Annotated in this window: 12 protein-coding genes; all 12 read right to left on the bottom strand. The window is 60.1% G+C overall.

Annotation, left to right across the window (positions count from 1 at the left end; all coding sequences use genetic code 11):
- Window positions 1–39: 39 nt before the first annotated feature.
- The 12 genes from IAE55_RS22645 to IAE55_RS22590 all read right to left on the bottom strand — a co-directional run bounded on the left by IAE55_RS22645 (window position 40) and on the right by IAE55_RS22590 (window position 14,603).
- On the bottom strand, window positions 40–435 hold the full coding sequence (locus IAE55_RS22645; protein WP_258168079.1) for a DUF1801 domain-containing protein: 396 nt from the start codon (window positions 433–435) through the stop codon (window positions 40–42).
- Between the two features lie 181 nt (window positions 436–616).
- Window positions 617–1,699 carry an LLM class flavin-dependent oxidoreductase gene (locus IAE55_RS22640; protein ID WP_145160812.1) on the bottom strand — a complete coding sequence of 361 codons (1,083 nt, stop codon included), beginning with the start codon at window positions 1,697–1,699 and terminating at the stop codon, window positions 617–619.
- Between the two features lie 29 nt (window positions 1,700–1,728).
- Window positions 1,729–3,228, bottom strand: coding sequence for a DHA2 family efflux MFS transporter permease subunit (locus tag IAE55_RS22635; RefSeq protein WP_234489772.1), 1,500 nt, complete (start codon window positions 3,226–3,228; stop codon window positions 1,729–1,731).
- 34 nt (window positions 3,229–3,262) lie between these two features.
- On the bottom strand, window positions 3,263–5,452 hold the full coding sequence (locus tag IAE55_RS22630; RefSeq protein ID WP_145160814.1) for an ABC transporter ATP-binding protein: 2,190 nt from the start codon (window positions 5,450–5,452) through the stop codon (window positions 3,263–3,265).
- Window positions 5,453–5,468: 16 nt separating this feature from the next.
- Window positions 5,469–6,365, bottom strand: coding sequence for an ABC transporter permease (locus tag IAE55_RS22625; protein WP_145160816.1), 897 nt, complete (start codon window positions 6,363–6,365; stop codon window positions 5,469–5,471).
- Between the two features lie 20 nt (window positions 6,366–6,385).
- A complete protein-coding gene (locus IAE55_RS22620; RefSeq protein ID WP_076174964.1) occupies window positions 6,386–7,312 on the bottom strand; it encodes an ABC transporter permease in 927 nt (308 codons plus the stop codon).
- Between the two features lie 19 nt (window positions 7,313–7,331).
- Complete coding sequence (locus tag IAE55_RS22615) at window positions 7,332–8,987, bottom strand: ABC transporter substrate-binding protein (RefSeq protein WP_200633944.1); 1,656 nt, start codon at window positions 8,985–8,987, stop codon at window positions 7,332–7,334.
- Window positions 8,988–9,069: 82 nt separating this feature from the next.
- Window positions 9,070–10,398, bottom strand: a complete 1,329-nt coding sequence (locus tag IAE55_RS22610; RefSeq protein ID WP_145160822.1) for an LLM class flavin-dependent oxidoreductase — start codon at window positions 10,396–10,398, stop codon at window positions 9,070–9,072.
- A 317-nt stretch (window positions 10,399–10,715) separates the two neighbouring features.
- Window positions 10,716–11,282 (bottom strand): NADPH-dependent FMN reductase, encoded by a 567-nt coding sequence (gene ssuE, locus IAE55_RS22605; RefSeq protein WP_076174972.1) that lies wholly within the window; start codon window positions 11,280–11,282, stop codon window positions 10,716–10,718.
- A gap of 2 nt (window positions 11,283–11,284) precedes the next feature.
- Entirely contained in the window at window positions 11,285–12,523 is a 1,239-nt protein-coding gene (locus IAE55_RS22600; RefSeq protein WP_200633943.1) for a M20 metallopeptidase family protein, read from the bottom strand.
- A gap of 11 nt (window positions 12,524–12,534) precedes the next feature.
- Window positions 12,535–13,872, bottom strand: coding sequence for an LLM class flavin-dependent oxidoreductase (locus IAE55_RS22595; RefSeq protein WP_089549934.1), 1,338 nt, complete (start codon window positions 13,870–13,872; stop codon window positions 12,535–12,537).
- Between the two features lie 263 nt (window positions 13,873–14,135).
- Window positions 14,136–14,603, bottom strand: a complete 468-nt coding sequence (locus IAE55_RS22590; protein WP_145160828.1) for a DinB family protein — start codon at window positions 14,601–14,603, stop codon at window positions 14,136–14,138.
- Window positions 14,604–14,610: the final 7 nt, after the last annotated feature.

The raw sequence follows: 14,610 nt of genomic DNA, 5'->3' as shown, positions 1-14,610 counted from the left end.
TCTGCATATTGGAAGAGCGCCCTCCTCCTCTTATACTTGTTACCCGGAGACCTCCAGCCATTTGCGGATGACGGCCTGCAGCACATCCCGCTTGGACTCGACGTCATCCATACCGGTAAATCGGATCGTTGCCCGGTCAGGCGCAGACCATTCCAGCAGCTCCTGGGCATGTTCGAAAAACGGCCTAAGGTCGACAGGATCTTTTGACTTAGCCCCGCGATGCAGCACCAGCCTGAAAAATCCCTTTCCATGCAGATTAAAAGTCACCCTGTCGTCATTTTGGAAGAGAAAGCTTGGGGCGTTCCACTTGATATGCTCGGAGAGCCCTTTATCCGTGTTCAATATGATTTTCCGAACTTCCTCCATTTCAGGCTTAAGCGGATGATCCAGCTGGTTCAGAAAGTCCTCCACATGCTGGCTGGGCGGCTTTGGCACGGTTATCACTCCTGACTTCCAATGATTTTGGTGCACTACATTCGCTGCGACATACCGTATGTCCTGCCTCCGTCCGATCTTTGTGATGACCAACTGAATATCAAAATAAAAAAGTGCGTAATCACCTTACGCACTTTTTTCTATCTCTTTTCCCGGGTCTATGGACTGCTTATCAACCCGCTCAAGATTCGGACAAAACCGCTGTCTCTTCCCCGGCCAGCACCGGTCCGCTCCCCCATACCCGACTCGGAATTTCGCGCCTGAGTACCGGCAACACTTCCTCCGCGAACCGCTGCAGCTGCTCTTGCTGCTCCGACTCGGTCAGCCCATCCACGCCGATGCTCAGCACCGTATGGCCAAACGCCTCATGGTAATTCAATATTTTCTCGATGACCTTTTCAGGGCTGCCGATCAGCGCCGGGCCGTTCTCGATCTGATCCTCCAGGCTGTGAAAAGGCGAATGGTTATGCTTTGCCGATTCCGTTGCGCTGAAGGCCGTATAATAAGGCCGGTACCGCCGGATCGCCTCCTCGGTCGTATTTCCCAAGTACAGGCTCCCGGAGCCCGCGCCGACGACCGCTTTGGCGGGATCATGGCCGTAATAGGCAAGACGCTCGCGGTAATGATCGATCAGCGCTTTATACTTGGCCTGCGGATGGAAGGCGTTGGAGGAAAAAATCGGCTCCCCGAACCGGGCCGCCAGCTCGGTCGAACGGGTGCTCGAAGCGCTGCCGTGCCAGACCGGAATGGAAGCCTGATATGGTCGGGGGAACGTCGTCACTTCCTGCAGCGGCGGCCGGTACTTTCCTTCCCAGGTGACGTTTTCCTCAGTCCACAACCGTTTCAGCAGCCTGTACCGCTCTTCCATCGAATCCCACTGTTCTTCCTCCGTAATGCCGAACAGCGGATAATGACGGGGGTCGTTTCCTTTGCCGATGATCATCTCCAGCCGGCCGCCGGACAAATGGTCCAGTGTGGCATAATCCTCAGCCACCCGCACCGGATCCAGCACGCTCAGCACAGTCACGGTGGTGAGCAGGCGGATGCGGGTCGTGCGGGATGCGATGGCGGTCAGCACTACGGGCGGCGCCGAGGACAGGAAGGGAGCTCCGTGCCGTTCTCCCACACCGTAAGCGTCGAAGCCAAGCTTCTCCGCGAGGACCGCCTGCGAGATGACGTTGTGGAACTTTTGCTGCGCGGTCAAGGACTCCCCTGTTACTGCATTGGGAAGATTCATCATAAGACTAAATACAGCCACTTTCATTTGGGATCTGGCCTCCTATCCATTCAAAATCAGTTGAGTTCGGTCGGCTGCTCCAGGCGTGGTCCGGCACCTGCCGCTTCCTTCCGTTTGCGCAGAAGGAGCGCCAGCGGAATGGCCAGCGCCACCAACGCGCTCGCGAACAAAAATGCATCGTCGATGCTCCGCGTATACGCCTCGCGGCGTATCCAATCCGTGCCCTGCGCCGCATAATTAGCGTGCAGCCGGGACTCGTGCACGCTCATCCGCGCATAAAACACCGATGTGAACATGCCGAGCGCTCCCGCGCTGAATAACTGCCGCAGCCAGTTGATCAGGGCCGACGCATGGCCCGATTCGGACTGTGGAACCGCCGCCATCGCCGCGCTGGTCGCAGGCGTCAGCGACAGCCCCGTACCGACGTTGCGGATCGCCAGCCAGATCATGACGGAGACGAGCGTCGTTTCCGTGCCGAGCCGGCTGAAGCGAAAAGTCGTCACCAGCAGGATCAGGCTGCCCAGGGCAATCAGCGCTGCCGGCCCAAAGGTGCGGTAACCTTTCCCCGACAGGAACGTGGCCAGGGTCAGACACGCGGCCGCGGGGAGAAAGAGCAGCCCGACCTGAAAAGACGACAGCCCTTGAACTTCTTCCAGGAACAGCGGGACAAAGTATACGCCGGAGTAGAGGGCAAAGGACAGAATCAGCGATACACCGAGACTCGCGGCGAACGTGAAATTGCCGAACAGCCTGAGGTTCAGCAGCGGCTCCTTCGCGCGCAGCTCGACCTGGATGAAGAGAACGGTGCATGCGCCGCCGATCAGGAGGCAGCCCCACGTCCAGACCGACCGCATGCCCCAGGCGTGCAGATTGCCGAACAGCAGAAGGATGGCAAGGCTGCCCGCGGTGGCCAGCAGGAGTCCGGCGGAGTCCAGACGCTTTTGCGGACCCCGAACGTCCTTCGGGAGCAGGATACGGCCCGCCAACCAGGCCAGAATGCCGGCCGGCAGCGTCACGAGAAAAATCAGGTGCCAGTCGTGCTGCTGAAGCCACCCGCTAACCGAGGGGCCCACCGCCGTGCCAAGCACCGTCGAAAACGACCAGACGCTGACCGCTAGAGGCTGTCTTCCTCGCGGCAGCGTCTGATAAATCATGGCCAGGGACACGGGCTGGATCAGTCCGCACCATAAGCCCTGCAAGATGCGGAAGAAAATCAGTGCATGAATATTCCAGGACAGGGAACACATTACGGAACTGACGGTGATTCCGGCCAGCGACAGCAGAAACATCCGCCTGCCGCCGAAACGGCTGGAGAGATAGCCGCTGACGGGAGCAATCATGCCGAAGGCCAGCGTAAAGCCCGTAATGATCCACTGCACGGTCCCGAGGCCGGTGTGAAAGATGCCAATAAAGCCGGGCAGCGAAACGTTTAAGGAAACCATGGGGTACATGCCGACAAAGGAACCGCAGAACAGGGTGAGTAGAACCGGCCAAAACGGCAGACTGCTCTGCCCCTCTTCGGCCTTTGCCGCGGCAGCATTCATCGTGACTGACAATTCATAACCTCCCGTTCAGGTGGCGGCCATCCCGTCACAGCGCATAATGGCAAGCCGCGTGGTGACCGCTGTCCAATTGGCGCAGCGCCGGCTCCTCCTGCCGGCAGCGGTCTGTGGCAAACGGACACCGGGTATGGAACCGGCAGCCCGAGGGCGGATTGGCCGGCGAGGGAATCTCCCCTTCCAGGCTTCCGGCCGGTTGGCCTTGGCGGGGCGTGGTCTGCGGTATGGCCTCGATCAGAGCCTGGGTATACGGGTGGGCCGGGGCGAGAAACAGCGACTCGCTCGGTGCGATCTCCACGAGCTTCCCGAGGTACATCACGCCGATCCGGTCCGACAGATGCCGGACGACCTGCAGGCCATGGGCGATGAACAGGTAGGTCAGCCCCAGCTTTTGCTGCAGGTCCTGCAGCAAATTGATGATCTGGGCCTGAACCGATACGTCCAGCGCGGATACGGCTTCGTCGGCGAGAATGAACCGCGGGTTCAGGGCGATCGCGCGGGCGATGCCGATCCGCTGCCGCTGCCCGCCGGAGAACTCGTGCGGATACCGCTGCGCCCACGACGGGTCGAGCCCCACCAGCTCCAGCAGCCCGCTGACGCGGCGGCTGATGTCGGCGGGGGAGCGCTGCCCCTGACCGTGCACCTTAAGCGGCTCGGCGATGCTGTCGCCGATCTTCCAGCGCGGATCCAGCGATCCGTACGGATCCTGGAAGATCGTCTGCATATGCTGACGGGCGGCGCGCAGTTCACGTCCTCCCAGGTTCGTCAGGTCCTTGCCGTCAAAAAGAACCGTCCCTGCCGTGGCACGCTCCATCTGGAGCAGCACCCGGCCCAGCGTCGACTTTCCGCTGCCGGACTCGCCGACCAGGCCGAAGGTTTCGCGCTTGCGGATCGTAAAGCTGACGTCGTCCACGGCGCGGATCAGCTTCTTCGCTTTGCCGATGCCTCCGCCATGCACCGGGTAATACTTTTTCAGGTGATCCACGGTAAACAAAGCGTCCGCCGCTTCTTCCGCTGCCTCGGCTGAGCCGGCTTCGCCGCGTCCTTCAATGTTCTCTTCTGCGCCGCCCTCCCGTGTAACGCGTAAAGCAGCCGTCTCGCTGGAAGCCGACGGGTCGCCAGAACCTGCAGCTGCACCCAAAATAGCCATCGCATTGGATGCCGCCGCACCGAAACCTTCAGCTGTACCGGAACCCTCAGCTGCACCGGAGCCCGCCGGCACGACAGGGGCCATCCAGCCCTCCGACCGAACCAGCTCCTCCGCATGCCAGCAGGCGCTCCGGCGCTCGCCGGATTCGGTTAAGACCGGCGCTTCCTGCGTGCAGCGCTCCGTCGCAAAGGGGCAGCGCGGGTGAAAGCGGCAGCCCTGCGGAAGTGCGGCCAGGCTCGGGATCGAACCTTCGATGGAATGCAGCTTCGTGCCACGGACCGTATCAAGCGTCGCGACGGAACGGAGCAGGCCCCGCGTATAAGGGTGGCGCGGAAGGCGGAACAGCTCGGAAGCCGGTGCCTCCTCGACGATTTCGCCGGCATACATGACGACCACCCGGTCGGCAATTTCGGCGGCGATCCCGAGATCATGAGTGATCAGCAGGATCGACATGCCGAGCTCGGCCTGCAGCTCTTTCAGCAGGCGCAAAATTTGCGCCTGGATCGTGACGTCCAGCGCAGTGGTCGGCTCATCCGCGATGAGCAGGTCGGGCCCGCAGGACAGCGCCATGGCGATCATGGCCCGCTGCAGCATTCCGCCGGACAGCTCGCCCGGATACTGCTTCAGCCGCAGCTCCGGCTCCGGAATGCCGACCCGCTTCAGCAGCCTGACGGCGCGCTCTCTGGCCACCCGCTTGGAAACTTTCTCATGCTGCAAGATGGTCTCCTGAATTTGCTGCCCGATCGTAAAGACCGGGTCGAAGGCCGCCATCGGCTCCTGGAACACCATCGCCATCCGTTTGCCGCGGATCCGGCGCAGTTCGGCCTCCGGCAGGCCTGCCAGGTCCGTCCCGTCCAGAAGAAGGCTTCCTCCGCTGATGCGCCCGTTCTCATGGTCGATCAGACGCATGATCGCTTTGGAGGCCACCGTCTTACCGCTTCCCGACTCCCCGACGAGGCAGACGGTTTCCCCGGCTTCGATCGACAGCGTCACGTCCCGGATCGCCTGCAGCGTCCCTTTTCGGGTCGTAAAATCGACGGACAGCTCCCGGATATCAAGCAAAGTGCTCATTGACGTTCCTCCTCCTTTAGCGCTGCGTGACTTTCTTCGGATCGAAATGGTCCCGGAGCCGGTCGCCAATAATGTTGACAGACAACACGAAGGCGGTGATGGCCAATCCCGGGAAGGTGCAGATCCACCAGGCCGCGGTCAAATAGCCTCTGCCTTGGGAGAGCAGCGTCCCCCAGTCCGGAACCTCGTGCAGAACCCCAAGACCCAGAAAGCTCAGGCCCGATCCCGTCAGAATGGACGTCCCGATACCGATAGCTGCCATGACCAGCAGCGGAGACAGGCTGTTCGGCAGCACATGCTTCCAGAATACGCGCAGCGGTGAAGCGCCGATGGATACCGACGCTTTGACGAACGTCCGGCTTTTGATGCTCAGCACCTGGGCCCGCATCACCCGGGCATAACCCGGCACGGAGGATACGGCTACCGCCAGCACGATGTTAAACAGGCTCGGACCGAGCGCGCCGGCGATGGCCAGTGCCAGCAGGATGCCCGGGATCGTCATCAGCACGTCATTGAGACGCATGATCGCCGTGTCGATCCAGCCGCCAGCATAACCGGACAGCGCCCCGATCGTTCCCCCAAGCAGGCCGCCGACAAGAACGGAAGCAAACCCGATAAAGAGCGAGTCCCGGCTCCCGTACACGACCACACTGAAAATATCCCGGCCGAAATAGTCGGTGCCGAACAGATGCGCGCCGCTTGGCGCCTGCATGATGCTGTCCGTCCGCATCTCCGTCGGGGCGTAGGGTGCAATCCACTGCGGCACGATGGCACAGGCCGCCACAAACAAAATGATTAATCCGGCCGCCACCAGGAACAGGTCGCTTGCCGTGAACTTACGGATTTTCGGTGCGGCCGCGGCCGCAAGCTTCCGCTCGCGCCAGACCGTCTTGGCGGATACCGCCTCCCTCATAACTGCTCCCCTCCTAAGGTTTATGTTGAACGTCTCACGCGCGGATCGATCAGCGTATAGGACAGATCCACCAGCAGGTTAACCAGCGTATAGATGATGGCTGAGAACAAAATGACGCCTTGGACAACCGGGAGATCCTTGGCCATGATCGCGTCCGAAATGATCCGGCCGATGCCCTGGCGGGAAAACACCGTCTCGACAACAACCGTGCCGGCCAGCATGTCACCGATCAGCATGCCCGTCATCGTGACGGCCGGTATCAGCGCATTGCGCAGCGCGTGACGGTACATGACCGCCCGCTCCGCCAATCCCTTGGAACGAAGCGTAACGATGAACTGCTCGCTGATGACCTCCAGCATGCTGTTGCGGACCATCCGGATAATAAAACCGCTCCCGACTGTGCCGAGCGCCAGTGCGGGCAGAACCAGCGTCCGCCACCCGTCCGATCCCATCGCCGGAAACCAGCCCAGCGTAATGGAGAAAATCAGGATGAGCAGGATGCCCGACCAGAAGGTTGGCATGGAAATGCCGAACAGCCCGATGACGCGGGCGATGATGTCAATCGCCCCGTTCCGGTGAATGGCCGACAGGACACCAAGCAGCAGACCCACGGTCACGGACACCAGCACGCTGGCTCCGGTCAGGGCCAGCGTGGCGGGGAAGCTCTCGGCGATTTTGGGCAGCACCGGATCGGAATTCAGCAGGGATTTGCCGAAATCCCCCTGCAGGATGCTCCCGAAATAATGGAGAAGCTGGATGTGAAACGGCTGGTCCACGCCCAGCTGATGCCTTAAGTTCGCAATGACCTCCGGCGTCGCCATCGAGGGATCGACCATGTTGTCGGTCGGATCCCCGGGAAGAACGTAGAGGATCGTGAACACCAAAACGAGCGAGCCGATAATGACGAGGAGCGACGTTAAAAGGCGCCGGGTTACCATCCACAGCATGCCGCCTCAAGCCTCCTTTCTATTTTTGCAAAGATACGTCGTTGAACAGCGGATACCCGAGGGAATCAAAGGTAAGTCCCTGTACCGATTTGGAAGCGGCCACCGTATACGGGAAGACGTAAATCGGCAGAATGACCGCATTATCGATGATATAATGCTGAATTTTATGGTACAGCTCCTCACGCTTGGCATCGTCCTTCTCGACCCGTCCCTCTTCCAGCCACTTGTCGACTTCCGGACTGGCGAGTCTTGGCAGTGTCGGCCGGCTCTTTGGATCATAGGAATGGTAGAAGGAGTACAGCGCGTTCGGATCGGAGTTGACCTGGCTGTTGCCGTACAAATCATAGTTTCCGTTGGTGTAGACCACAGTGCGGACATCCTTCGTGATCTCAACCTCGACGTCCACGCCGATCTGCTTCAGCTGCTGCTGCACCATGACCGCGATGTCGTTGCGTTTCTCCCGGTTTGGCGTGCCGTCGACGTAGTGCAAGGTCAGTTTCTTCCCGTCCTTGGCCCGGACGCCACCTGCTCCCTTGACCCATCCCAGCTCGTCAAGCAGCTGATTGGCTTTGGCGATATCCGGTTTGACCGAGTTTTCCAGCGACGGGTCATAACCGAAGGTGCCCGGGGTCAGCGGGGACCAAGCCCGCTCGTACGTGCCCAGGTACAGCGTTTTGACGATGGCGTCCACGTCCACGGCCAGCTGCACCGCCTGCCTTGCCTTCAGCTCGTTCCACGGCGCGCGCTCCTGGTTGAAGAACAGCGTGTACGGCAGGCCGAGCGTATTTGCCTGCAGCAGCTGAAAATTCGGATCCTTTTTCAAGGTCAGGATGTTTTGAGGCGGCACCGTCTCGGCGGCCAGCACCTGCTTGCTCTGCACGCTGCCGATCCGCGTGGCCTCTTCGGGTACGATTTTAAAATCGATGCCATCCAGGTAAGGCGCCCCCGTATTGGTCACGATCTCCGGCGCCCAGGCGTAGTCCGGATTGCGCTCGACCTTGATGTCGGCATTCTCATCCCACTTGACGAATTTGAACGGCCCCGTGCCGACCGGATGCTGCCCCAGCTGATCCCCGTATTGCTTGGCTGCAGTCGGCGACACAATGCCAAGCAGCGCCTGGCTCAGGTTGCCCAGAAAAGCGCGTGAGGGCGTCGACAAATTCAGCTTGATCGTGTACTCGTCGATGACCTCGGAGGACTTGTAGGGCTGAAGCAGGGCGGCCGCATTCGCCGCCTTGGTGGCGGGGTCCAGAATCCGGTCGAAGTTGAACTTGACCGCCTCGGCGTTAAACGGCGTTCCGTCCTGGAATTTGACATCCTTCCGCAGCTTAAACGTGTAGCTAAGCCCATCGTCTGAAATGGTCCATTCCGTCGCCAGCCACGGCTTGATCGTATTGTCCGGCAGCTGAACGACCAGACTGTCGTAGATGGTGCGGATGACGCGGACCGCGACGGCCAGGCCGCTGCGGTGCGGGTCCAGCGTATCCGGCGACGTCGCCAGAGCGTAGGTGAGCTCTCCGCCCTTGGCGGATGCTCCCTGTACGGCCGGTGCCGCCCCGCTATCCGTCTGCCCTTGGGAGGCCGTCTGCTTGCCTCCGCAAGCGGACAGCAGCATAACCATGACCAGCAGAGCGGCTGCTGCCGATTTGCGCCTGTTTTTCGAATAAAACTTCATCTCTCTCAGACTCCCTTCAGATCCAAATATCGTTTGCATGCGGGGTGCTGGGACTCCGCAGATTGGCAGAGACCCGTCCCGTTTAGGACAGCGCTTTTTGCTTCGTATAGCGGTTCTCCGGCACCGGCAGACCCAGATTTCCCCGCAGCGTATCTCCCTCGTATTCCGTGCGGAACAGCCCCCGCTCGCGCAGAATCGGAACCACCAGCTCGACGAAATCGTCCAATCCGCCCGGCACGCCCGATCCGATAATGAAGCCGTCGGCAGCCTCTTCCTCAAACCACTGCTGCACCAAATCCGCCACCTTCTCCGGCGTCCCGATAAACACCGTCCGCGGCGTCGCTTCCTGCAGCGCTATTTCGCGCAGCGTCAAGTTCTCCTCTTTGGCGCGTCTCTTGATACGGTCGGTCGTGCTGCGGAAGCTGTTCGAACCAAAGTCACCCAGGTCGGGAAACGGCTCATCCAACGGGTATTGGGAAAAGTCGTGGTGCTCGAAGTAGCGTCCAAGGTACTCCAAAGCCTTCTCAATCGTCACCAGCCCGGCGATTTCCTGGTATTTTCGCTCGGCTTCTTCTTCCGTGCGGCCCACGATCGGCCCGATGCCCGGAAAGATCAGAATTTCCTCCGGAGCGCGTCCGAGTGCGGCTGCCCGCTGTTTCACGTCCCGGTAAAAAGCCTTGGCCTCCTCGATCGTCTCCGGGCCGGTGAACACGGCGTCCGCCGTTTTCGCCGCCAGGCTGCGGCCGCTGTCCGAGGAGCCCGCCTGGAACACGACCGGCTGCCCCTGCCGGGAGCGCGCAATGTTCAGCGGCCCCTGCACAGAGAAGAACTCCCCTTCATGGTTCAGCCGGTGCAATTTGTCCGGATCGAAGAACACCCCGCTCTCCTTATCCCGCACAAAGGCATCGTCTTCCCAAGAGTCCCACAGCCCTTTGACCACCTCGAGATACTCTTCCGCGATCCGGTACCGCTCGGAATGGGCCGGATGCGGCCGGCCGCCGAAATTCAGCGCGGTCCCCTCCAGTGGTGAAGTCACGACGTTCCACCCTGCGCGCCCGCCGCTGATGTGGTCGATGGAGGCGAACTGCCTGGCGACCGTAAACGGCTCACTGTAAGAGGTCGACAGCGTGCCGACAAGCCCGATCCGGGAAGTGGCTGCGCCGAGCGCGGACAAGATCGTAATCGGCTCAAACCGGTTCAAAAAATGCGGGATCGACTTTTCGTTGATATACAGGCCGTCGGCAATGAAAACAAAATCGAACTTGCCCTCTTCGGCCTTCTGTGCCTGCTGTGTATAGAACGAAATGTTTACGCTCGCATCTGAAGGAATTTGCGGATGTCTCCAGGCGGTGTGGCTGCTGCCCACGCCGTGTATGGTGGCCCCCAGTCGAAGCTGTCTGTTTTTGCCCATAGTTCACTCACTCCATCTTTTTTTAAATTTGGGTTGATGCTTGAAATGACTCCAAAGATGACCCTCGACGGTTTCAATATTATTTTTCCAATGAGTATAGTCGGGATTATTGCTGATACTGTACCATCTATGCCTTTCGGGCTACAATACCGTATTAAAATCTTCTATTCAGGCTTTTCCATTCTCTATAAGGCTTTAACTGCGGGCTTTTCCGGGTATGTGAAAAACCCCGATCCGTGCTTGGCGGACCGCGGTTCTCAGGGTTGTTTCGGACAGCTCTGTATTATATGTGGAGTACAGGGGGTATGAAATAGAGGTCAGACTGCCTGCTCTTCAGCCGGCGTTAATACGGCGTAACGGGTAAGCTCGCTGCGAAGCTCGGTTAAAGCGGATTCCAGGCGATCTCTCAGCTCTTCCTTGATCTCGAAACCGCCGTTCTCCAGGCGCGTGATCCATCCGTCTACGGCGAATACACCGCCAAGAATATGCGTGCCTCCCAGTGCGGCTACCACCGGCTTCAGGGCATAATCCACGGCCAGAAGATGGGCGATCGTGCCCCCGATAAACAGCGGCAGCACCAGTTTGCCCTGCAGGCCTTTCTGCGGGATGACGTCCAGAATCGTCTTCAGCGCCCCCGAGTAGGAAGCTTTATATACCGGGCTTGCGATAATGACTGCGTCCGCTTCTTCCACGGCCGCAATCACCTGCCGGATCACCGGACTGTTGAAATCCGCGCGGAGCAAGTCCTCTGCCGGCAAATCCGCCGCCGAGATGAAATCGATCCCGTATCCGGCCAGCGCCAGCCGATCCTCGAAAAACTGGGTCAAAGCGAACAGGCGGGACCCATGCGTCGGGCTCCCCACAATAAATGCTATTTTCGTCATCATCATTCCTCCTCATGGGATGGGGTTGAGACTGCCAACTTCACAAATATCCGGACCCCGTGCACCAGGATATCCTCGTCGAGGTCAAACCGGGGCTGGTGGATCGCATGCACAATTCCCGCTTCCTTGTTCCCGCAGCCGATAAAGGCGAAAGCGCCGGGAACGCGGTCCAGGTACCAGCCGAAATCTTCGCCGGCCAGGCTGGGCGGATCGAGGTAGCTCACCCGCTCCTCGCCGAGCACCTGCCGCGCCGCAGCCATGATCCGCCGGACGGCGGCCTCATCATTCACGACGGCGATGCCCTCGCGCAGCTCCATGGCGTAACTTCCGCCGGCCGCTTCCGCGATGGTGGCGGCCAGACGCCGAAGCCCTTCCGTGATCGCCGCAACGGTTTCCTTCCGGAAGGCCCGGAAGGTCCCTCTCAGCTCGCTGTCGGCTGCAATGACGTTCACGGCCGACCCGGCATGCAGCGTGCCGAAGGCGAGAACGGCCGCTTCCGCGGGATTGACCCGATTCGCCATCAGGCCGTTCACCTCGGTGACAAACCGCGCCGCCATCTGCAGCGCGTCCACCGCCTGGTGCGGGGCGCTGTGATGCCCGGACGCGCCCTGAAACCGGACGGTAAAATGGCTGGAAGCCGCCATTGCTTCGCGCGGATGCACGCCCAGCGTGCCGACAGGCAGCTCCGGCATGACATGTAGCGCGAAGCATTGGTCGACACCGTCCAGCACACCGTCCTCGATCATGTCGCGGCCGCCCGACAGCAGCCGCCCGTCCAGCGGGCTTCGCAGCGCGCCTTCCTCCGCCGGCTGAAACACGAACCGGATCGTGCCCCGGATCCGGTGTCGGTGCGCCGCCAGCGTCCGTGCCGCGCCGAGCAGCATCGCTGTGTGGGCGTCATGGCCGCAGGCATGCATGACGCCTTCATGGATCGAGCGGTACTCAGCGTCATTCTCCTCTTGGATCGGAAGGGCGTCCATGTCGGCGCGAAGCAGCAGGGTCGGGCCGCTGCCGCCGGTACCGTGCAGCGTTCCGACGACCCCCATGCCAAAGTTCTTGCCGACGCCGCGCCTGACCTCGATCCCCCAGGATTCCAGCAGGCCGGCCACGATGCCCGAGGTGCGGACCACATCGTACAGCAGCTCAGGATGGCGGTGCAGGTCCCGGCGAATCCGGACGAGCTCCTCGCGGAGCCCTCCGGCGAATTCCATCAGTTCATCCGCCTGTGTCAGCCCGATCATCGTCCGCTCCTTTAAGAACGCCCGGCCGCGGCCTTAGCTCCGGCATACCGGTTCTCCGGCACCGCCAGCCCGAGATTGCCGCGCAGTGTGTCGCTCTCGTATTCGGTCCGGTAAATACCGCGTTCCTGCAGAATCGGTACCACCTGGTCCACGAATTCCTCCAGCCCTTTCGGCACGGCGGCCGTAATCATGAAGCCATCGGCCCCTCCTTCCTCGTACCACTCCTGAATTCGGTCCGCAACCTGCTCCGCGGTTCCGATAAAATTGCCGCGCGGTGTGGCCGACTGCAGCGCCACCTGCCGGAGCGTCAGGCCTTTTTCCTTGGCATCCTTTTTGATTTTGTCCGTGCCGCTCTGGAAGCTGTTCTTGCCGAGATCACCGAGATCCGGGAACGGCTCGTCAAGCGGATACTGGGAAAAGTCGTGATGCTCGAAAAACCGGCCGAGGTAGTTCAGCGCATTTTCGATCGTCACCAGGCTGGCAACCTCCTGATATTTCCGCTCGGCTTCCTCCGGCGTGCTACCGATAATCGGGCTGATGCCCGGGAAGATCAGCACGTCGTCCGGATTGCGTCCAAAGGAGGCGGCTCGGGTTTTGACGTCCTGATAAAAGGCTTTCGCATCCGCCAGCGTTTCGTGCCCCGTAAAGACGGCGTCCGCTTCCTTGGAAGCGTAGTTTTTGCCGACCTCGGACGAGCCCGCCTGAAAGATAACTGGCTGCCCCTGCTTGGAGCGGGCGATGTTCAGCGGTCCTTTGACCGAGAAAAACTCGCCTTCATGGTTCAAGGTGTGCATTTTCTCCGGATCGAAGAATACCCCGGTTTCCTTGTTCCGCACAAACGCGTCGTCCTCCCACGAATCCCACAGCCCCCGGGCCACTTCCAGAAATTCGGTCGCGATCCGGTAGCGCTTATCGTGTTCGGGATGCTCCTTCTTGCTGTAGTTCAGTGCCGACCCTTCCAGCGGGGACGTCACGATGTTCCAGCCGGCGCGCCCGCCGCTGATCATATCGAGCGAAGCGAACTGGCGGGATACGGTAAAGGGCTCGCTGTAGGAGGTGGATAACGTGCCGACAAGCCCAATATTCTTGCTGACGGACGCGAGCGCGCTCAGAATCGTGATCGGCTCAAAACGGTTCAGAAAATGCGGGATCGATTTTTCGTTAATATACAAGCCGTCCGCGATAAAGATGAGGTCCATCTTCCCTTCCTCGGCTTTTTGGATCCACCGTTTGTAAATCTCAAAATTGACGCTGGCGTCGGGCTGGGCATCCGGATGGCGCCACATGGAGGTTCCTCCTCCGACACCGTGCAGCAGCGCGCCGAGTTTTAACTGTCTTTTCTTGGCCATCTCTTCCATCCCCCTTATTTAAAAAGCGATTCTATTATGGATAAAAATTCACGTAACCCGTGCCATTTAATATCATCCAAGCGCTGCCAAGCGCCGCAGCAGGTATGCTATTTCTCTTGCGGCTTCAAAGTTTTTAAGCTTCGATTGTGACTGCTATGGCTTCAAACGGTTGGCTTTACGACTTTAGTTCTGCGGCTTCAAATAGCCTGTGCTCCGGCCTCTTTTGCGTCACAAGTCTCTGCAGTAACGTGCCTGGAAAGGACTTAGACCAATGCTGCCGCCTGCTTAATGCGCTCGATTTGCCCCAGGTGGTTCTCCACGTGCCGGATAAATCCGTTGACCAGATCGGCGATGCTGACGGTTTGACCTCTAGGGTTCACGCCGGTTTTCTCCAGGTCTTCGGGCGTAAGCCGCTGGAGCAGCAGCGTGTTATACGTGAGCAGCGCGTGGAAAGCATCGAGGATGTCCGGCGTGCCGCCTTGATTGGCATGCTGGCCGCTGACCCAGGCGTCCTGTTCGAACGCTGGCAGCTGTGCCGTCGTGCCCGCAAGAATGTCGCGGATGCGAAACGAGGTCACGATGCTGTGATCGGTCAGGTGCGAGAGGACCTCCTGCACGCTCCATACTTCCGGCGCCCGCTTCCAGGTCAGCTGCTCCTCGGCCAGACCTTCGATGGCTGCGAGCAGTTGACGATGTGTGCCGCTGAATTTGTCAATTTGAACCTCGCTCATATGAACA

The organism is Paenibacillus sp. S28, assembly GCF_016624415.1.
GTDB classification, from domain to species: domain Bacteria; phylum Bacillota; class Bacilli; order Paenibacillales; family Paenibacillaceae; genus Paenibacillus_AQ; species Paenibacillus_AQ favisporus.
Note: the sequence above shows the minus strand (reverse complement) of the source record. Positions and strands in the feature narration are given on the sequence as shown.

Excerpts from the sequence above, each read along its gene's own strand:
- IAE55_RS22640 (WP_145160812.1), bottom strand. The coding sequence starts at position 1,699 with ATGAAAGTGGCTGTATTTAGTCTTATGATGAATCTTCCCAATGCAGTA.
- IAE55_RS22630 (WP_145160814.1), bottom strand. The coding sequence starts at position 5,452 with ATGAGCACTTTGCTTGATATCCGGGAGCTGTCCGTCGATTTTACGACC.
- IAE55_RS22625 (WP_145160816.1), bottom strand. The coding sequence starts at position 6,365 with ATGAGGGAGGCGGTATCCGCCAAGACGGTCTGGCGCGAGCGGAAGCTT.
- IAE55_RS22620 (WP_076174964.1), bottom strand. The coding sequence starts at position 7,312 with ATGCTGTGGATGGTAACCCGGCGCCTTTTAACGTCGCTCCTCGTCATT.
- IAE55_RS22615 (WP_200633944.1), bottom strand. The coding sequence starts at position 8,987 with ATGAAGTTTTATTCGAAAAACAGGCGCAAATCGGCAGCAGCCGCTCTG.
- IAE55_RS22610 (WP_145160822.1), bottom strand. The coding sequence starts at position 10,398 with ATGGGCAAAAACAGACAGCTTCGACTGGGGGCCACCATACACGGCGTG.
- ssuE (WP_076174972.1), bottom strand. The coding sequence starts at position 11,282 with ATGACGAAAATAGCATTTATTGTGGGGAGCCCGACGCATGGGTCCCGC.
- IAE55_RS22600 (WP_200633943.1), bottom strand. The coding sequence starts at position 12,523 with ATGATCGGGCTGACACAGGCGGATGAACTGATGGAATTCGCCGGAGGG.
- IAE55_RS22595 (WP_089549934.1), bottom strand. The coding sequence starts at position 13,872 with ATGGCCAAGAAAAGACAGTTAAAACTCGGCGCGCTGCTGCACGGTGTC.
- IAE55_RS22590 (WP_145160828.1), bottom strand. The coding sequence starts at position 14,603 with ATGAGCGAGGTTCAAATTGACAAATTCAGCGGCACACATCGTCAACTG.